This window comes from Reinekea blandensis MED297 (genome assembly GCF_000153185.1).
GTDB classification, from domain to species: Bacteria; Pseudomonadota; Gammaproteobacteria; order Pseudomonadales; family Natronospirillaceae; genus Reinekea; species Reinekea blandensis.
Map to the genome: position 1 here is coordinate 204,900 of NZ_CH724155.1, position 18,425 is coordinate 223,324.

The 18,425-nt window shown below is 56.2% G+C and carries 19 protein-coding genes; 7 read left to right on the forward strand and 12 right to left on the reverse strand.

The genetic code is table 11. From position 1 onward, the window contains the following. Nucleotides 1-9: 9 nt before the first annotated feature. Entirely contained in the window at nucleotides 10-816 is an 807-nt protein-coding gene (locus MED297_RS21985) for a GNAT family N-acetyltransferase (RefSeq protein ID WP_008048442.1), read from the reverse strand. A 195-nt stretch (nucleotides 817-1,011) separates the two neighbouring features. On the opposite strand from MED297_RS21985, the gene MED297_RS22245 reads away from it, so the two are divergent. After that, the gene (locus tag MED297_RS22245) at nucleotides 1,012-1,206 is read left to right on the forward strand and encodes a hypothetical protein (RefSeq protein ID WP_154651029.1); all 195 of its coding nucleotides are present in this window, start codon (nucleotides 1,012-1,014) and stop codon (nucleotides 1,204-1,206) included. Here the strand turns inward: MED297_RS22245 and MED297_RS20410 are convergent, their stop codons facing one another. Then, nucleotides 1,207-1,644 carry a GNAT family N-acetyltransferase gene (locus MED297_RS20410; RefSeq protein WP_008048446.1) on the reverse strand — a complete coding sequence of 146 codons (438 nt, stop codon included), beginning with the start codon at nucleotides 1,642-1,644 and terminating at the stop codon, nucleotides 1,207-1,209. 75 nt (nucleotides 1,645-1,719) lie between these two features. Then, nucleotides 1,720-2,649, reverse strand: a complete 930-nt coding sequence (locus tag MED297_RS20415; protein ID WP_008048447.1) for a DHH family phosphoesterase — start codon at nucleotides 2,647-2,649, stop codon at nucleotides 1,720-1,722. Nucleotides 2,650-2,786: 137 nt separating this feature from the next. Between MED297_RS20415 and MED297_RS20420 the strand changes: the two genes are divergently transcribed. From MED297_RS20420 to MED297_RS21695, 3 genes are read left to right on the forward strand one after another with little or no spacing between them, the layout of a single operon-like run. Beyond that, nucleotides 2,787-3,992, forward strand: coding sequence for an MDR family MFS transporter (locus MED297_RS20420; protein ID WP_008048448.1), 1,206 nt, complete (start codon nucleotides 2,787-2,789; stop codon nucleotides 3,990-3,992). Nucleotides 3,993-4,013: 21 nt separating this feature from the next. Further along, nucleotides 4,014-4,880 carry a DUF817 domain-containing protein gene (locus MED297_RS20425; protein WP_008048454.1) on the forward strand — a complete coding sequence of 289 codons (867 nt, stop codon included), beginning with the start codon at nucleotides 4,014-4,016 and terminating at the stop codon, nucleotides 4,878-4,880. Further along, the gene (locus MED297_RS21695; RefSeq protein ID WP_008048456.1) at nucleotides 4,877-5,395 is read left to right on the forward strand and encodes an acyloxyacyl hydrolase; all 519 of its coding nucleotides are present in this window, start codon (nucleotides 4,877-4,879) and stop codon (nucleotides 5,393-5,395) included. The genes MED297_RS20425 and MED297_RS21695 overlap by 4 nt, the downstream gene beginning before the upstream one ends. Nucleotides 5,396-5,405: 10 nt before the next feature. Here MED297_RS21695 and MED297_RS20435 read toward each other — a convergent pair whose 3' ends face one another. Together MED297_RS20435 and MED297_RS20440 are read right to left on the reverse strand one after the other, a co-directional pair. Continuing rightward, entirely contained in the window at nucleotides 5,406-6,374 is a 969-nt protein-coding gene (locus MED297_RS20435) for a sensor domain-containing protein (protein ID WP_154651031.1), read from the reverse strand. 91 nt (nucleotides 6,375-6,465) lie between these two features. Further along, nucleotides 6,466-6,687 carry a hypothetical protein gene (locus MED297_RS20440; RefSeq protein ID WP_008048459.1) on the reverse strand — a complete coding sequence of 74 codons (222 nt, stop codon included), beginning with the start codon at nucleotides 6,685-6,687 and terminating at the stop codon, nucleotides 6,466-6,468. A gap of 70 nt (nucleotides 6,688-6,757) precedes the next feature. Here MED297_RS20440 and MED297_RS20445 point away from each other — a divergent pair, with 70 nt between their 5' ends. Further along, nucleotides 6,758-7,366 (forward strand): carboxymuconolactone decarboxylase family protein, encoded by a 609-nt coding sequence (locus tag MED297_RS20445; protein WP_008048460.1) that lies wholly within the window; start codon nucleotides 6,758-6,760, stop codon nucleotides 7,364-7,366. Nucleotides 7,367-7,414: 48 nt separating this feature from the next. Here the strand turns inward: MED297_RS20445 and MED297_RS20450 are convergent, their stop codons facing one another. Further along, entirely contained in the window at nucleotides 7,415-8,707 is a 1,293-nt protein-coding gene (locus tag MED297_RS20450) for an HD-GYP domain-containing protein (protein ID WP_008048461.1), read from the reverse strand. A 200-nt stretch (nucleotides 8,708-8,907) separates the two neighbouring features. Here MED297_RS20450 and MED297_RS20455 point away from each other — a divergent pair, with 200 nt between their 5' ends. Next, nucleotides 8,908-9,693 carry a tryptophan 2,3-dioxygenase gene (locus MED297_RS20455; protein WP_008048462.1) on the forward strand — a complete coding sequence of 262 codons (786 nt, stop codon included), beginning with the start codon at nucleotides 8,908-8,910 and terminating at the stop codon, nucleotides 9,691-9,693. A 1-nt stretch (nucleotide 9,694) separates the two neighbouring features. Continuing rightward, the gene (locus MED297_RS20460; protein WP_008048463.1) at nucleotides 9,695-10,867 is read left to right on the forward strand and encodes a kynureninase/PvdN C-terminal domain-containing protein; all 1,173 of its coding nucleotides are present in this window, start codon (nucleotides 9,695-9,697) and stop codon (nucleotides 10,865-10,867) included. A gap of 58 nt (nucleotides 10,868-10,925) precedes the next feature. On the opposite strand, the gene MED297_RS20465 is transcribed toward MED297_RS20460, so the two are convergent. The 6 genes from MED297_RS20465 to MED297_RS20490 all read right to left on the reverse strand — a co-directional run bounded on the left by MED297_RS20465 (nucleotide 10,926) and on the right by MED297_RS20490 (nucleotide 18,261). Continuing rightward, nucleotides 10,926-11,849 carry a pseudouridine-5'-phosphate glycosidase gene (locus MED297_RS20465; protein ID WP_008048464.1) on the reverse strand — a complete coding sequence of 308 codons (924 nt, stop codon included), beginning with the start codon at nucleotides 11,847-11,849 and terminating at the stop codon, nucleotides 10,926-10,928. Nucleotides 11,850-11,851: 2 nt separating this feature from the next. Then, nucleotides 11,852-12,970: a carbohydrate kinase gene (locus tag MED297_RS20470; protein ID WP_008048465.1), complete on the reverse strand. Its 1,119-nt coding sequence runs from the start codon at nucleotides 12,968-12,970 to the stop codon at nucleotides 11,852-11,854. A gap of 99 nt (nucleotides 12,971-13,069) precedes the next feature. After that, entirely contained in the window at nucleotides 13,070-15,187 is a 2,118-nt protein-coding gene (gene selD / locus MED297_RS20475; protein WP_008048466.1) for a selenide, water dikinase SelD, read from the reverse strand. After that, nucleotides 15,184-15,975 carry a hypothetical protein gene (locus tag MED297_RS20480; protein WP_008048468.1) on the reverse strand — a complete coding sequence of 264 codons (792 nt, stop codon included), beginning with the start codon at nucleotides 15,973-15,975 and terminating at the stop codon, nucleotides 15,184-15,186. The genes selD and MED297_RS20480 overlap by 4 nt, the downstream gene beginning before the upstream one ends. Beyond that, the gene (gene mnmH / locus MED297_RS20485) at nucleotides 15,957-17,045 is read right to left on the reverse strand and encodes a tRNA 2-selenouridine(34) synthase MnmH (protein ID WP_008048469.1); all 1,089 of its coding nucleotides are present in this window, start codon (nucleotides 17,043-17,045) and stop codon (nucleotides 15,957-15,959) included. Before mnmH ends, MED297_RS20480 begins: the two co-directional genes overlap by 19 nt. Further along, a complete protein-coding gene (locus tag MED297_RS20490; protein WP_008048470.1) occupies nucleotides 17,035-18,261 on the reverse strand; it encodes an MFS transporter in 1,227 nt (408 codons plus the stop codon). Before MED297_RS20490 ends, mnmH begins: the two co-directional genes overlap by 11 nt. Nucleotides 18,262-18,425: the final 164 nt, after the last annotated feature.

An 18,425-nucleotide genomic window follows, 5' to 3' on the forward strand; every position in this document is an offset into this window, starting at 1 on the left:
TCCTTGACGTTAAGACCCGGCCTCCGGACCGAGGTGTTCGGTAATGATTCGCCATTCATCGTCTTTGACGAGCACCGTGGTGCCGCGACCGGAGCCCGAAGCCGGTTGCCCGTCGATGAGTCCCGTCCACTGAAAACGGTACAGGCAGATCGCGTCAGTATCCGTTTGTCGTACCCAATGCACATCACAAATGGCGTAAGTTTCATCTTCAATGATGACAAAGTTGCGTTGAAAAACCTTTCTGACTTCATCAATACCGCGAAAGGTGCCATTGCTAAAGGTGACACAAACATCGGCATGCATCAGCGGTTCAACGGCCGACCATTGTTGAGTGGCCAGCGCGGCTTCGTACTGCTTCATCAGCGCTTGCGGGGTTGCGTTCGATGGGGACTCTGGCCGGGCATTCGTTGCTGGCAGTTCCAGTGCGCGAAACGTTTCGATTGCGCCCTGTTTTTTATAAAAGGCTTGCGCGCTGTGGTTGTGTGCGCCGACAAACATCGAAACGGGCAAACCACGACGTTGAAGCCTGTTGAGAAAGTCGGTTGCGATACCGCGATTTCTGAACGCGGGGTCGGTATAAAGTCGTTTCACGAACACCCGCTCGGCCTGCTCCCGGTACAGACAAAACGCCACGATGCGAGCCTGCTGTTCATGAATCAACGCCTGATATCCGTCTGCAAATAATTGATTCAGTTCCTGCTCGACGTCAGTTTTGGTCATCGACTGAGCCGCTTCTTCCTGAATAAAGTCGCAGGACAGTTCCGTCAGTTGAAGAAGAACGGAAGGCTCGAGTGGGGGTTGCAGAAGTTGTGTCATTATTCCGGTTGGCATTCATGTAAAAGCGACCAGTATACAGATATGCAATCGTTGCATAAGGGTAAGGTTTGTTGGCTGAATGACGATATTGGTTTGGATGAACTTGATCGGTATCAAACCGGGCAAAAGATTGGCTTTATAGAATGATTCGCGCCAGTTCACACCAACCTTTCTTCAGATGCGAGAGCCCCACAGATGTCCTGCAGTCACTGTACCGCGAACGCCGACCCAATGTACCCCGACATGAACAACAGCGCTCACCAGTTTCGTTGCCCAGGCTGCGGTGCCCTGCTTGATCGGTTCTGGCATGTTGGACGAACCTGGCGGGATTTTTATCTGGTGATTTGCCTGGTGTTTTTAGTGACCATAATCGTCGTGGCACTGCTGTAATTAAGCGTCTGCCGTTTCTGCCCAGCGCATGACGTATTCTTCATGCGGTAGCTCATCATTCATCTGCTCGCGGATGATTTCAAAGTCCTGCGCATGGTAAAACCGTTGCGCCGAATAGTTGTCCACAAAGCAACATAACTCCAGCGTCTGGTGGCGGTCTTTGGCGTGTTCGATCAGCGCGGTGCCAATGCCTTCGCGCTGATGCTCAACCTTCACAAACAACCCGTTAATGTGATGATCGGTCAGTGAAATAAACCCCATAATCTTACCGTTGTGTTCAAACACAAACGATTTATTCAGCGGCAGCAGATCGTCGCGTACGCGTCGTTTATCGCGGGCAATGAAGGCCGGATCGATAAAAGGGTGCGCGATCAGGCTGGCATCGTGATAGATGTCCGCCAGCTCTGGAAAGTCAGTGTTCGTTGCTTTACGGATCATGCTGCTGCTCCTTTGAGGTGCCCTGCGCAATTCGGTCAGTGTGTCCGAGTCTTTTCACGCATGAGTTGACGCCGGTCAGCCATCGGCAGTGATTCGCTCAATCAGTTCCTGCAGTACCGTGTCGGCCGCGTCGTTTTCGACCTGACAAGTGCCGGCTGCAGTGTGACCACCCCCACCGTACTCCAGACAGAGCTCGCCAACGTTGGTCTTCGAGGATCGATCCAGAATGGATTTACCGATGGCAAAGACGGTGTTCTGCTGTTTCAGTCCCCACATCCGGTGTATCGAAATGTTGCAATCCGGGAACAGCGCGTAAATCAAAAACCGGTTGGTCGCCCAGATGGTGTCTTCATTTTGCAGGTCCAGTACGACGAGGTTTTTATGCACGCTTGCGCAGCGCCGAATCTGTTCATTGGCTTTGGGTTGATGATCCAGATACAACTCGACGCGTTCCTGAACGTCGGGCAGTTTCAGAATGTCATCGATGGGCATTTCGCGACACTTGTCGATCAACTCCATCATGAGCTGATAGTTGGAAATGCGGAACTCACGGAATCGTCCCAGTCCGGTTCGGGCGTCCATCAGAAAGTTCATCAGATCCCAGCCGCGCGGATCCAGAATGTCCTGTTTGCTGAACTGCGCTGAGTCGCCTTTGTCGACGGCGGCCATTAACTCATCGGAGATATTGGGAAACTTCTGTGCACCACCGTAGTAGTCGTAGACCACCCGAGCCGCAGACGGGGCGTTTGGGTCGATGATGTGATTGTCGGCTTTTTCATTACGCAGGGTTTCAGACAGGTGGTGATCAAAGGCCAGGTAAGCCTGAGCCACGTAAGGCAGGTTGGTGGTGATGTCGCGTTCGGTGATGTCGATCTTGCCATCCTGCATGTCCTTAGGGTGAACAAACAAAATATCGTCGATCAGATTCATTTCTTTCAACAGGGCGGCGCACACCAGGCCGTCAAAATCACTGCGGGTCACCAGTCGGTATTGAGCGTCAGACATGACTCGGGGTTCTCTTGGCAATGGACGTGCGCTTCAGTATAGGCACATTTCCGCGCGGCGCTGAAAATCCGTTGGCGCGCCCTTGCCTAAGGCATTATGATCCAGCGCCCTGCCTGACAAACGACACCGGAGATTCGATGCGACGCTTTCCCCTGCCTATTTGGATCATCCTGTCGGGTACGCTGCTGTTCGGCTTAAGCTACTTCATGACCTGGCCGTTTCTGGCCATTGTCCTGAAACGCGACTTTGCCATGAATCCAACGGAAATCGGTGCGGTGCTGTCGCTGGCCGCCTTTGTCGGTGCCGGGGCATCGCTCATTTCCGGCAATCTGTCGGATCGGTTTGGGCGCAAGGCGATCATACTGATTGCCAACACGGTGCTGGCGCTGGCCTTTGTCATGATGGCGACCGCCGATACCGCATTCTGGATCATCACCGGGGCTGTGCTGGTGATTTCGATGCGGCATATTGCCGATCCTCCGCGTCGAGCCCTGATCACGGATCTGATCTCCGATAAGGACACCCGGGATCTGGCCTTTCATCTGAACTATTTTATGGTCAATGTCGGCGCGACGACCGGCCCATTCATCGCCCTGTTTTTCGGCATCTCAGCGCGGCAATCGACCTTCTGGGTTTCCGCGGTAGTAATTGGGGCTTACACCCTGGCGCTGCTGGCGGCGCTGTGGCGCATTCCGAACCGACACGTAGGTGGCGAGCAGACGCATTGGCGGGAAGTCGCCCGGGTGCTGGCGGCCGATCGGGTGTTCCGCTGGATGATGATTGGCAGCATTCTGGTCGCCTATACCTATGCCCAACAAGACAGCTCGGTGGTGCAGTACCTGTCAAACTCATTGGATTATGAACAGGCGGCATTTTTCTTCAGCTTTGTGGTCGCCGGTAACTCGGCCACGGTGGTGTTGGCGCAGTTCCCATTACTGGCGGTGATGAAGCACTGGTCTTACGATGCGCGTATCCGCTTCGGGGTAACCGGATTTATGGCGGGCTTTATCGTCTACGCACTGATCCCGGTGGACTGGCTGCCGGGCTGGGTCATTGGCACAGTGCTGCTCAGTGTCGGTGAAGCCGTTTTGTTTCCGACCTTAAATCTGAAAACCGATCAGATCGCGCCGGCCCATTTAAAGGGGACCTATTTCGGCGCCAGTAACCTCTATGCCCTGGGTTATGGACTGGGGCCGTTGTTCGGCGGCATGATGATCGGCGCCGGAACCGGCCCATTACTGTGGGTTGTCGCGGCGGCGATTTGTGTGTTGTCGATTCTGGCGCATGGCCGCAGCGCGGTGATGCAGAAACGACGCGATCTGCTGGGTGTGGAACCCACTTAGCCCTGAGAGGAACGAGACGCGATGCTGTCATCACTGGATCAATGGCTGATGGACCCGGCCCGCGGACAAGGTCTGTCCGGGCTTCGTTTGGCGCTGTTTGAGTTTTGGATGTTTGGCTTAAAGCAGGCCCGGGCGTGCCTGTTTGCCGGAATGTTCTTCGTCTCGGTGTTTTTAATGCCGGCCGAAGGGGTTCTGAGTTTGTCGAAATACGACGCCCTGTTGTTGATTGCGCTGATTCTCCAGGCCGGTATGATTCTGTTGAAACTGGAGACCATGGATGAGCTAAAGGCCGTTTGTCTGTTTCATCTGGTTGGGTTTGTGTTGGAAGTATTTAAAACGCATCCGGCGATCGGCAGTTGGACCTATCCCGGCAATGGCGCCTTCAAACTCTTTGGTGTGCCTCTGTTTTCCGGATTTATGTACGCCGCCGTTGGCAGTTATATGATTCAGGCTTGGCGTCTTTTTGATTTGCAGATTCACCATCATCCGCTCTACTGGATGGCCACCTTGACTGCAATATTGATCTACCTGAACTTTTTTACCCACCATTTTATCGGCGATTATCGCTGGTATCTGGCGGTGTTCGCGTTGGGGCTCTATGCGCGAACCGGCGTGACCTTCCGGCCGGTGCGTCGAGATCATCGGATGCCGCTGTTACTGGCGTTTGTGCTGATCGGATTTTTCATCTGGCTGGCGGAGAATCTCAGCACGCTGTTGGGGATCTGGAAATACCCCGATCAACTCGGCGCCTGGAGTGTGGTGCATCTGTCGAAATGGAGTTCGTGGTCGATGCTGGTGATCATGACCTTTACTATTATTACTCATTTAAAGCATATCAAGGCCACGGTGCACATACCGTCGCCTGCAATACGGAGATTAACGGAATGACCCTTGGCAGTTGGAAGTCTTACTTTGCGAGCCTCAGCCTGTGCGCCTTGTTGTTGCCTATCGGGCCGGCGCTGGCCGAAGACTCTGCTTACGGCAAAGTGTTCATCGGCACGGTCGACAGCTTTCGTGACAATCAGGACAGTCAGTACGGCTTTGAAGTGCAGTTTGAGCAGGGCCTGACCCGTTACGATTTTAAGCCGGTGGCCGGTTTGTTGCGGACCCGCGATGCGTCGCATTATCTGTACACCGGTGTGAGCCGCACGTCGGCTTTTACCAACAGCGGAACCGGTTTGTCACTGACCTTCAGTTTTGGTCCGGGCATTTATCTGCATGGTGACGGCGAAGATACCGACCTGGGCTATTGGCTGGAGTTTCGGACCAGTGCCGGGCTGTTGTGGACCTTTGCTGATGACACCCGCATCGGGGTGCACTTCGCACACCTGTCCAACGCTTCCCTGGCGCAGACCAACCCGGGAACTGAGTTGTTGACGGTTACTTATGAGCTGCCCTTTTGACGAAGAGGTACTAGCAGACGGCGGGGTTAAAGACGGCCAGTTTATTGCGGCCGAGTTCTTTGGCCCGGTACATCGCCTTGTCGGCATGGTCGAGCAGCGTATTGATGGCGTGGCCATGATCGGGGTACAGCGCGATACCGATGGTCCCGCTGATCTGTAAACGATGTCCGTCAATGCCAAACGGTTCCGCCAGGGTGTGAATGATCTTTTCGCCGATCAGCATGGCGTCGTCAGCGTATGAAATCCGTTCGACTAAAATCAGAAACTCATCGCCGCCCAGGCGTCCCATGGTGTCATCGTCGCGCAGTATCGATTGCACGCGGAGCCCGACGGCTTTGAGCAAACGGTCTCCCACCAGGTGGCCGAAATGGTCGTTAACCTGCTTAAAATAATCCAGATCAAGAAACAGAAAAGCCATTTTCCCTTGCAGACGCTTGGCTCGGTAAATGGCCTGGCGCGCACGATCCTCTAATAAGTTGCGGTTAATCAGCCCGGTAATGCTGTCAAAATGCGCCAGCCGGGTAATGCGTTCTTCAAAGGTTAACCGTTGGGTGTCGTCGCGCATGGTCACGAGGGTCTGAGCAGGTTGACCGTTGACGGTCAGTCCCTCCGGCAGTGGAGAAAAGGCAACATCGACAGGAAACTGGGAGTTGTTCTGGCGCTGCGCTGTCCAGCTGAGATGTTGAACGGCACGGCCGGATTTAATGATTTGCAGAATCTGTTGCCGGCTGTTGGCCGGACGGTCTGAACTCGTAATCAGATGGCTCAGATGGTTGTTCAGCAGTTCGGATTTGTCGCACTGAAAATGCTGAACACTGTTTTTGTTGCAATGTACTGGGAATCCGTCCGGATTGAGTACCAGAAGCATATCGGGGGAGGCGTCGAACACGGCGGCCATTAGCCTGGCGGCTTCATCCGCTTGTTCGATTGTTGAGGATCGCACCCGCTTTTGTTGTGTTATGGGCGACATCTTGACCATGGAATGTCCGCTGGCCGGTTGATTTTTGATCAATGTAGCGCGATCCGGTAAGCGGCGGAAGGCGCCATTTCAAGTTTAATGTAGCGTTGTGTTACTGCCCCAGTACGAACTGACGGGTCGCCTTTATCGCAATCAGGGCCAAAGGGGCGCTGTGCATCAGCAGATCAAAAATATCCAGCGGCTTTACCAGCGTTCCTTCACTCAGCATTCTCAGTTTTTCCACCAGATGCGGCTCGGGCTGCATGGGCGCGACGGCAAGAAAGAATCCGGCGATTAACAAAATCGGCCAGTCCAGCTGATCTATCCACATCATACATCGACCTATATCAAGAAATGATTTGTTTATTAGTTTATTCTAATATAAAAATCCTGTCGAGGTGATCATGCGTGTTTCTGAAAAATCCCTGAATGAGTATCCGTTGTTTATCCGTCCGTTTTTCTGGCGTCAGCGCCGTAAATACGGTCAGGTACTCAAGCCGGGTCTGCTGTGGGGGCGAAGCCCCTGGTTGTTTGCCACGGTCGCCTTGCTTTATGGCGCGTTGGATCGGCGTCGATCTCCGTTGACGCCGGTATTGCGCTCATTGGTGACGGTGCGCGTCTCGCAGATCAACTGGTGTGCTTTCTGTGTTGATATTAACTCCAACACGCTGCTGCAACGGGCCAATGCACAGGACAAGGTCGATGCGCTGTCGCATTGGGCCGAAGCCACCTGTTACTCGCAGGAAGAACGCCTGGCGCTGGAATACACCGAAGCGGTCACCCGTTCGGATGTTCAGGTGACGGATGAGTTAATGAAACGACTGAAGGACGTGTTCAGCGAGGACGACATTGTGGAACTGACCGGCCTGATTGCCTTTCAGAATCTGTCGAGTAAGTTTAATGCCGCGTTGGATGTGCCGGCTCAGGGGTTTTGTCAGCTTCCCGATCCAAGCTTAGGGCCTGTTAACACTAATTTCGTGGATTCTGCCGAGATCAAAGATTTACACAGCTAAGCAGAGCGCGCGTGATGTCGTGATTCGACCTGAACAAACGATAAGGCCCTAGAGAAACGGGGTAATGTCGAGCTTCAGGGCTCTGGCATCGAGGGTGTTGATGATGTCGACCTTGGCTTTGGCATCGGCCAGATTCACCACCTGAGGCTCAATCTGATGCTGATGCTGGGTGTTGTAAAACACCCGGACCCGAGGCTGCTTGGGTTGTCGGCGGTTGGCTTCAATGACGACACCGGCGCGATGATTCGATAACTCGACCAGAGTCCCGACCGGATAGACGGACAGGCAGCGGATGAAGTCATAAACCAGTTCTTTATCGAGGTGAAAGATGCTCCACTCGATCAGTTTTTTCAGGGCGTCGTTTGGTGACATGCCTGCGTGATAGACACGGTCAGCCGTGATCGCATCGTAAACATCGCAAATGGCGGACATTCGGCCGTAAATGTTGATGTCTTTATCTTTCAGCATCCTCGGATAGCCGGTGCCGTCGAGGCGCTCGTGGTGCAGACGGCAGATGGATCGGGTGAGATCGGACAAACCCGCGGTTTTATCAAGAATTTCTTCGCCATAGTCGACGTGGCGTTTCATTTCCTCCCATTCTTCCGCTTCGAGTCGCCCGGGCTTATGCAGAATCTGATCGGGTACCAGGATTTTGCCGATATCGTGCAGTAAGCCGCCGGCGACCAACTGATGCAGGGTCGATTCATCGAGGCGTCGGGCGCGACCGAAGGTGCCAAGCAGAATGCCAACATTGACGGAATGCTCAAGCAGGTACTGATCTTTACTGCGGATGTGTGACAGACACGCCAGGGCGTTTTCATTGGCGTTCAGGGAGGTGATGAGTTCGGCGGCGGTCTCGTCAACGGCTTCGGCATCAACGGAGTTGCCTTTTTTGGCGTCTTCAAGAATGTCGGAGATCAGGGACTTTGCCTGTTGATAACTTCGATTGGCCCGCTCATGTTCCTGTTCGACCGATGGCCGTGCACTGGCTTGTGCGCCGCTTTGAATCACGATGCTGTCGAACTGTTCTGCCTGTAATTGCTTGATGGCGTCAACCGGTTCGCCTTCCGGACTGTCGAGGCCTTTCGAGGTGTCGATGTACAACTCTTTAACACCCAGTGCGCGAACCTTATCGATGGTGGCCTGGTATTTAATTAACCCACTGCGGGAGGCATTGTTCTTCGGGACCCACTGATTGTTCAGGTCTGCGACGTACATGCCGGGCTTCAGATGGTCTATGGATATTTTTTTTATCAAACCGCAATTCTCGATGCTACTCAGCCGACTGGTGATTGGAAACTCAGGTTCCATGCCCCGATTTGATGCCACAAAATGGCGCATCCTTAACTTTAGCAGGCCGTCTTCTTATTGTGAGGATTTATTTTCGTGCAGGCCGGGTTATGTGCTCTTTTATTGACAACAGTTCCGGTACGTTGCCAACCGAAGGGTGACGAAAATCATTGGACAGCTCGGCACCCTGCTAAAAATTCGGTAACCTCCGGTGGTTTGAATGCCTAATTATAAAAAGAGACCCCGGAACCATGTCTGAACTGACCTACGCGTCCTATCTGAAAGTAGACGAGCTGCTGGAGTTGCAGCAATTGCGATCTGAACCGGCTGAGCATGATGAGATGCTGTTCATCATTATTCATCAGACTTACGAACTTTGGTTCAAGCAGTTACTGCATGAGACCCGCTTTCTGATGGATCGTATGGACAACAACGATGTGGCGCGCAGCTTCCATGTGCTGAAGCGGATTCTGAAAATCATGAAAACGCTGGTGGGTCAGGTTGATGTCCTCGAAACCATGACGCCGCTGGAGTTTGACAGCTTTCGTCACCGGTTGGATGCTTCCAGCGGTTTTCAGTCCTATCAGTTCCGTGCCTTTGAATTCATGCTCGGTTATAAACGGCCCGAACCGCTGAAGTTTCAGCCGGAGGGGTCGTTCGGTCGCCAGCTGCTGGAAGCAACGATGGCCGCTCCGTCTGTCTGGCAGGTGTTTCTGAATCTGATTAACCGGCAGGGGTATGACGTGCCCGAATCGGCTTTGCAGCGCCCGGTCACCGAGGCAACCGACGCCGATACCGATGTGCAGAAGGTTCTGATCGACATCTATCGCCATGACCATCAGCTGTCGGAACTCTGTGAGCTGCTGGTGGATCTGGACGAGGGCTTGCAGGAATGGCGCTACCGGCACGTGAAGATGGTGCAGCGAACCATTGGTGCCAAAATGGGCAGTGGCGGCAGCAGCGGCGCCGCCTACCTGCAGAAAACTCTGTTTAAGCCGGTGTTTCCGGATCTTTGGGACATTCGTTCGGAGCTGTGACATGACACGATTGAACTGGACAGAACGGGCCGCGGAACTGGCTGGCCATTATCAGCGTTTTCGGGTCAGTGAGCGCATACTATTAACCGGGCATTCTCATCAGGCCTGGCCCGACTGTGCTCGTGAGGCGCAGTTGAATGCTTTTGACGACGCGGCCGAATGGGTCGATGACAAATGGTCCCGGGCATTCGAGCAAGCCGACCGGGTGCGTGAGGAATATCGCTGTCGTCTCGGTGATTCAAGTGGTGAGTTGGTACTCGGTCCGAATACTCAGGAACTGCTGGTGCGTTGGTTGAGCGCCCTGCCGCTGACGGAGAAACCCCGGTTGGTGACCACCGACGGTGAGTTTCATTCCATGCGGCGGTTACTGGATCGATTAGATGAGACCGCTATTGAGGTCCATAAGGTGCCTGCCGAGCCGGTGGCGACCTTGGCTTCACGACTGTCGGACGCGGTGGATGATCGCACCGCCGCGGTCTTGTGTTCAATGGTGATGTTTCAAAGTGGCGCGATTGTGCCGCATTTAGACCAGTTAGGCGCCGATCTGCGCCGAAAAGAAGTCCCGTTGCTGATTGATGCTTACCATGCAGTGAACATTGTGCCGGTGTCGTTGGATGACCTGAACCTCGGCGATGCCTTTGTCGTCGGTGGCGGTTACAAATACTGCCAGTTGGGTGAAGGTAACTGTTTCCTGAGAGTTCCGCGTGATTGCAACTGGCGACCGATCGTGACCGGTTGGTTTGCCGAGTTTGCCACACTGGATCAGGCTCCTGACGGGTCGGTGCAATACGGATCCGGACGCTGGGCGTTTGAAGGCTCGACCTACGATGCCACGTCGCACTATCGGGCTGCACGGGTGTTTGAGTTCTTCAATGAGCAACAACTCGATGCGGCCACCTTGCGGGCAATCAATCTGGCTCAGTTGCGGTGTCTGTTAGACGCGTTGAAAACCTATGATTGGCCGGATGATATCCAGTTGCCGGATGATAATCTCGAAAGCCGGGGTGGGTTTCTGGTCATTCGAACCTCTCGGGCGAGCGAACTGGTGAGACGGTTACGCGAGCATGACGTCTATGCCGACGCGCGGGCGGACAGTCTGCGTTTGGGGCCCGCCCCGTATGTGACAGAAACGCAGCTGCTAAAAGCAGCAGAGGTGCTGCACTCGGTGGTGTGAGGCTTGTGGCTGCATCGCGACCCGCATGAAATGCCGGGTCGCTGTCATACGATGGCGATCAGTTCGCGACGCGAACCGCGTATTCCGCTGCAATGGCCGATCCGAGCCGGGCGTTGTTCAGCACCAGTTGGATGTTACTGGCCAGGCTGTCACCGCCGGTGAGTTCCGCCACCCGAGCCAACAGGAACGGTGTGGATTCTTTGCCGCTGACGTTCTGGTCTTTGGCTTCTTGCAGTGCCTGAGCAATGGCCTGATCAATCTTGGCTTTGTCCATGGCGTATTCTTCCGGAATCGGGTTGGCGATAACCACGCCGCCGTTCAGATTCAACTGCCACTTGGCGTTCAGGAAGTCGGCGATCGCGTCCGCCGAGTCCAGTCGGTAGTCGACGGTTTCGTCGCTGGTGCGGGTATAGAACGCCGGCAACGCATCGGTTTTGTAGCCCAGAACCGGCACGCCAAGGGTTTCCAGATATTCTCGCGTCAGGCCCAGATCCAGAATGGATTTGGCGCCGGCGCAGATCACCGCCACATTGGTTTTACCCAGTTCCTGCAGGTCGGCAGAAATGTCGAACGTTTCCTGTGCGCCGCGATGCACACCGCCGATGCCGCCGGTGGCAAAGACTTTGATACCGGCCATTTCGGCGATGATCATGGTCGCGGCCACGGTGGTGGCGCCCATCTGTTTGTTGGCAATCACAAACGGCAAGTCACGACGCGAACACTTGGTGACACTTAAGCCGGCCTTTGCCAGCTGGTCGATCTCGTCGTGGCTGAGCCCAACCTTTAGTCGGCCGTCAATGATGGCAATGGTGGCCGGCACAGCACCACTGTCGAGGACGGTCTGCTCGACCAGTTTTGCGGTTTCCGCGTTTTCCGGCCACGGCATACCGTGAGAGATGATGGTGCTTTCCAGCGCCACGACGGGCTTGTTGGCGGCCAGTGCTGCGGCCACGTCCGGGTGGATATCGAGGTATTGGTTCATGTTCAGGACTCCGATTCAGCCAAGGCTGAGGATTGGGTGGTTTCGGTTAATCGTTGAAGAACGGCGGTTGCACTGAGGCGGGTGTTGACCGCCTGCGGGGCTTCCAGCGTCATCGCTGCACACAGCAGCGCAAACTGCAGTTGGGTGTCGACCGATTCAATGTGGTGCCGGGCATGAACAAAGCCCGCGAGCAGCGCATCGCCGGCGCCGGTATCGCTGAGCATGTCGCAATGCGGAACCGGCAGCTCGATCTGTTGGGTTGAGTCGCCGTAGCGAACGCCACGCTCGCCCAGGCTGAGCAAGACCGATGTCACGCCGCACGCCAACAGGCGCAGAATGAGTTGTTCATCGCTCAAATCGCTAGACGCCGGCTCGTCGATCAACGTCAACGCTTCGCTGCGATTGACTTTTAGCAGGTCGAGCCGGTGTAGCAGTGGCTTCAGTCGCACGGCTTTGGTGGCCGACACCGCATCGGCCACCAGTGGCGCATTTAAAGACTGCTCGCCCAGCCAGGTCAGGGTCGCTTCGGGCAGATTGGCTTCCACCAGCAGCGTCTGAGCGGATTGCAGCAATGACATGCGCTCGGCCAGCCATTCCGGGGTGAGCTGTTCAATGATGGCCATGTCGGCAATGGCACCGACCAGTTCACCCTGATCGTTATTCAATGCCAGATAGGTACTGGTGGCGTGTTCTGAATGGCGAACCATGGCCTGCGTCTGAATGCCGGCCTCCTGGGCCTGTTCGATCAGATAGCGGCCGCGACTGTCGTCGCCGACCAGCGTGACCATGACCACCTCGTTACCCAGCCGGGCGAGGTTTTCCGCGATGTTTCGACCCACGCCGCCGGCGCCCTGTTTGACACCGCCGGGGTTGGAGTCGCCGGGGCGGAAGGTGTCGGCAGACGTGCCGGTGAGGTCTACATTGGCTCCGCCGAGCACCACCAGCGTTTGACCGGCCGGCAGAATGTAGCCTTTGCCCAGTATTTCACCCTTTCGGGTCAGCCGCATGATGTGACCGGCGACCGATTCACGGGACAAACCCAGCTCGTCAGCGAGAGATTGCTGACTGGCCAGCGGGTTGGCGCGAATGGCGTCGAGCACTTTGCTTTCTATGGCTTTCATAACAAAAGTTACCTAATAAAACTTTTGTTAGATTACGCCGACAGTCATCCCCATGCAAGTGTTTTGGCAATCCGGGTTTATGGTCAGCGGAGTAGTCGATCAGTGAAGCAGGACGGGCGCCACTTGGCGTTCACGGACCTGTCCAATGCGCGTGGCCAGCCCGGCGTCCAGCAAAGACTGTCCGTGCTCGGGTGATACCGACACCAGCAGCCCGCCCTGAGTTTGCGGATCGAGCAGGCAACGCAGTCTGGCATCCGTTGGCCGTTCGATCTGGCAGTCGCGCAGCAACGGTTCCAGTTGTGGTAACAGCGTGGACTGGACACCCTGTTTGGAGAGCTCGTGAGCACCGGGTAACAGGGGGACAGTATCGACCTCGATGACCGCACTCGTTGACGTATCGGCCATCATTTCCAGCACGTGTCCGATCAGGCCAAACCCGGTGATGTCGGTGGCGGCATTCACAGGGGTGTCCGCTAACGCTTCAAAGAAGTCGCGGTTACTGGTTAATAAATGCTGCCACAGCGATTCGATATCCGCCGGGTGCGCGCTGCCGGCCATATCGGCCGCCAACAGAATGCCGGTACCGATCGGCCGGTTCAGCATTAACCAGTCGCCGGGCTGTGCGCCGCGCTTCGGCCAGCGTGCCTGGCCTTCCGCGTTCACCACCACCGCCATGTGGGTTTCAGCGCCTTCGGTGCTGTGGCCGCCGATCAGCCGGGCATCGTGCTCACGCAGCGCATCGTGAACGCCGTGCATCAACCATTTGAAATCCCGTCGTGCAAGGCGGGGATGACTGAAGGCGAGATTGATCCACACCTGTGCCGACGACGGTGCCAGCCCCATGGCGTAGCTGTCGTTGACCGCGTGATGAACTGAGACGATGCCCAGCCGGTAAAGATCGTCGGTAAAACTGCGAAAGCCGTCCAGGCTTTGCCAGAGATGCCCCTGTTTCAGAGGTAAAGCGACGGCATCCTCGGCCGGTTCGCGATAGCCGAGTTCCGACAGGGTTTCACTGAGCATTGCCGGCCCCAGCTTGCTGCCGCAACCGGCGCAATGCATGGTCGATGCTTCCGTGGCCGGTAAGGCCTGTCCAAACTCACTGAAGCGACGCATAAAGGCGCGATCAATCCGGTCCTTCCAGCGCCAGACCCAGGCACCACTGAACGACAATGGGCCGCGTTGCCCCGCCGCTGTGCGATCACCTAAAGACAACAACGACAAAAAGTCGGTTTGCAGGCGGACCGGTTTGGGTGGCTCGGCGGTAAACGAACGCCGCAGGTTTTCCGCCAGAAAGGGCGCAGAACGCACCGCATAGACACCGGCTTTGGGGCGCGGACTCTGCACCATGGCCGCCACGTCACCGCAGGCGTAGATGTCCGGGTGTGATGTGCTCTGCAGGAATCGATTGACGGCAATAAAGCCCTGCCGGTCCGTATCCAGCCCGGCATCGCCAGGCCAGGATGGCGCGGCGGCCGGTGTACACCACAGCGATTGATCCGTGCTCAGCCGCTGCCCACGATCTGAAATCAGCGCGTCGGCCTTGACTTGGGCGACATTGAAGCCAGAGATGCGTTCGACGCCCGCGCGTTTCAGGGCCAGTTCCGCGCGTCGGCGGACGCCAGGCCGGTAACCGCGCAGCAGCTCGGTACCGGCATGCAGTAATGAGAGTTGGATTGGTTGACCCTGCTGAGCAAACCGATGCGCCATGGCTAACACGACTTCGACTCCGGCGGCACCTCCGCCGACAACGGTCCAGTGCGGAGGCTGGTTTGGGTCGTAGCGGTCCAGTAACTGCTGCCATTTGGCTTTGAGCTGACTGACCGGTTTCACGCCAATGGCATGCTCCCGGGCGCCGGGTAAACTCAGGTTGGGGGTTGATCCGGTATTGATCGACAGTTTGTCGTAACTCAGATCGGCATGCTGGGCGAGCTGCACGCGATGGTGCTGAGGATCCAGACCGATGACCCGGTCATGGACAAAACGCACGCCAGCCAGCCGGCACAGTTGGTTTAGATCGATGTGCGTATCATCGACACTGTAGTGACCGGCGAGAAAGCCCGGCAGCATGCCGGAATAGGGCGTTTGGATAGTGTCCGAAATCAACGTGACGCGGACACCCTCGATGGGTTTCATGGCCAGCATGCGAATGACCAGCGCATGGGTATGACCGCCGCCGATCAGGACGAGGTCACGTTCAAACGGAGAGTTGGGTTTCATGGTTGCCTGCGTAACAGAATCAGTGCGCCTGCGGCTTTGTAACCGAGCCAGACGGTTCCGACTGGGATGAGAATACTTTTAAACAGCATGCCGACAATTAAGGTGACCACCGAGGTCGAGAGCCTGGTCCCCATGTCTTCACTGTCCAGCGCGGGCGTGTCGCTGCCGAAAATCAGTCGCCGTAAGTCAATTTCGGTGAGTGTGTCGCGGAGATTCTGCAACACCTGCGCGCTGGCCTCCAGAACGGACAGCGCCTGTTCGCCAGTCGCATCAAAGTACAGTTGATCGAACAGCCAGATCAGTCCGACCTGAATCGACAACAGGTACCGTAACAGCAGCATGACCAAAAACAGCCGTAAAACCAGGCTGCGCCAGTTGGGTTTCTTCCAAAGCGCGTAAAGGGGCATCAATGCCATCACCGACAGCACGATCTTCATGATCGTTGAGGTCGTCAGTAACAGAATGACCTGCTGAATGCCCAGCGCTGTGAGCGTCACCAGCAGCAGGCCGGAAAAACGTTCAATCAGATCGTTGACCGGGTCAAAGATTTCACCGAGACCCACACCGGCGACTCCGACCCCGACTTCCGCCGACTGCACCACCGAGATCACCCCATTCAGTGTCCGCACGACCCCAAACACCACAACGTTGCTGCTGATGGTGTCACTGAGGTAATCCTGGGCGGCCCGGTCAAACTCGGGAATCCAGTTAATGGCAATGGCCAGCAAGACCGCGAACGTCAGGGCCAGTTTCAGGCGGGTGCTGGGGTTTACCGGCTCGCTAACCATTCGAGAATCTCCGTTTCCGTGCCGGTGAACAGCACGCGGTTTTGTTTCTGCTCGAACTGATATTGATACATCGGGTCATAATAGTCGACCAGCAGTCGCTCGATGAGGGTATCAAAGTGTCCCCAATGGTTTCGGCTGGTCAGCGCTGCAATGCCCTCTTCCAGAGTTTGCATCAGGGTCTGATAGCGCTCGCCACCCAGGCGCTTGCGGATTCTGGTCAGCGCATGGGCGACAAAGTCGCGCAACTGTTCTGCGGCCAGTGATGGGTCTGTTTTTTGATATCGCTGATAGCGCTGTTCAAAATAGTCCCGGCGGATGCGTTCGACCCGCGCTTCTACGGACGCCTGCAAGACAATCGAATCAGCCTGTTTGGCCAGCGCCAGAAACTCCGGCAGCACCGAGATCCGGCCAATCAGCCGGGACTCGTCTTCAACCAATACCGGCCCCGGACCCTGCTCGACCTGTTTCAGCCAGGCAATGGACCAGGCATTTTCAAAGTCGATCTGCGCGGGTTGTGCCTCGTCGTGATGACCGAAGGCACTGCCACGATGATTAGCCAGTCCTTCCAGGTCCAGGCTGCGAGGCCAGGCATGGATGACGTCGGTTTTGCCGCTGCCGGTCGGGCCGGCGAGAATCTGAACCTGCCCCTCGGACACCCGGTCGTGCAGTTGATCGAGTAAAAAACGGCGCATGGCTTTGTAACCGCCGGCGACAAACGGTCGGTCGATCCCGGCTTCCTGCAGCCATTGTTGTGTCACGCGTGAACGCAGCCCGCCGCGAAAACAGTAGAACACGCCCTCCGGGTATTGCTCGAAAAAGGCTCGCCACGCGGCGACGCGCTCGGCTTTAATATCGCCCTGTACCAGCTCATGCCCGAGTTGAATGGCGGCGTCCTGCCCTTCTTCTTTGTAGCGGGTGCCGACCGCTTCGCGTTCTTGATCGACCATCAAAGGTCGGTTGTGCGCCTGCGGAAACGCGCCCTGGGCGAACTCCACCGGTGCACGAACGTCCATCAACGGGGTTTCGTTCAGGAATAGACTGCGGAAGTCGGAAATGGCCTCAGACGTCATGTTGCAAGGTGCCTGCGTGCTTGGGAAGGCGCCATTTTAACCACAACGCCGAGGCGAGACTAATGACGATCATCAGCGTCAGCATGGTGGGCAAGCCACCGAGTTCGGCCAGCGACCCCATGATCAACGCACCAAAAGCCGGTCCGGCCAGTGCAATGGTCAACCACAGGCTCATCACGCGGCCGCGTTTACCGTCTTCGGTAATCAGCTGGAGCAGAATCTGCGACCCGGTACCGAGCAATGTCATCAACCCGCTGATACCGGCGATGAACAAACCGACGGTCCAGACCGGCCACGCCCGATACATGGGTACCAGTAACAAGGCCGTCCCGGCCATGGCGAGCATGAGAATCAGATAGAGTCGCTCACGAGAGCCGCGCTGACGGGAAATGAACCAGCCGCCAATGATGGAGCCGGCGCCGGCTGAGCCGGTGATGAATGCCAGATCCGAGGCTCGACCGGCCGTCAATGTCCCTGACAGTGCTGGCAACAACTCCATGAGCGAGCGCGCTACCTGACTGTTGGTCAGGGTCAGCAGGAACAGCAGTTGGATCATCGGCATCGACCAGCAATAGCTCAGACCGGCCACAAAATCCTGCCAGCCACTGGTCTTCGGGCCGTCCCGGGGTGTCGGCACCAGGTTTTTTGGTAAACCGACATTGATCAGTGCCGCGCTGACGAACAGGACGGTTCCGAAGATAAAGACCCAAGACGCCGACGCCCATTGCAGCGCAAAGGCCGCCAGTGCTGGTGCCAGAATCCGCGAGGTGTTGAACAGCATGGCGCCCCAGCCGACCGCATTGGGCAGTTCATCCTGAGTCACCAGCTTGGGAATCAGCGTGAGGCGCAAAGGCGACCCGGCGGCGGCCGTCATACCAAACAGCAGCGTCATGGCGAGCAGGAACGGCAGCGAATGACCGACGCCGTAGAAGATGATCCAGCTGAACAGGGTAATGGTCGCCTGTGCAGCCAGCCAGACGATGACGCCGGTGCGCAGGTTGATGCGATCGGAAATGACACCAAAAATGGGCGTGATGATTAACGACGGCAGCAGCAGTGCGGAACTTGCGACGCCCACCCAGAAAAACGATTCGGTCACGTCCCAGACCAGCCAGCCATAAAGAAAGCGGGTCATCCAAACGCCAAGTGTGGCAAAAGCCGACGCGGTGAAATAGCGACGATAGAGAGGGTTACGGAGAGCAGAGTGTGATGACATTCTGGGAATCATACCATAACGACAGGCTATCGGAGAGTGTCGAGCTGTTAAAGTTGGGCTAATAACTGTAAACATCCGAAACAGAATTGCCCTTGAAACCTATAGATGGTGCTCCATACTAGGCGGAGCAGTCATTTTTGCGCCTGCAGAGCGCACTCATGCTA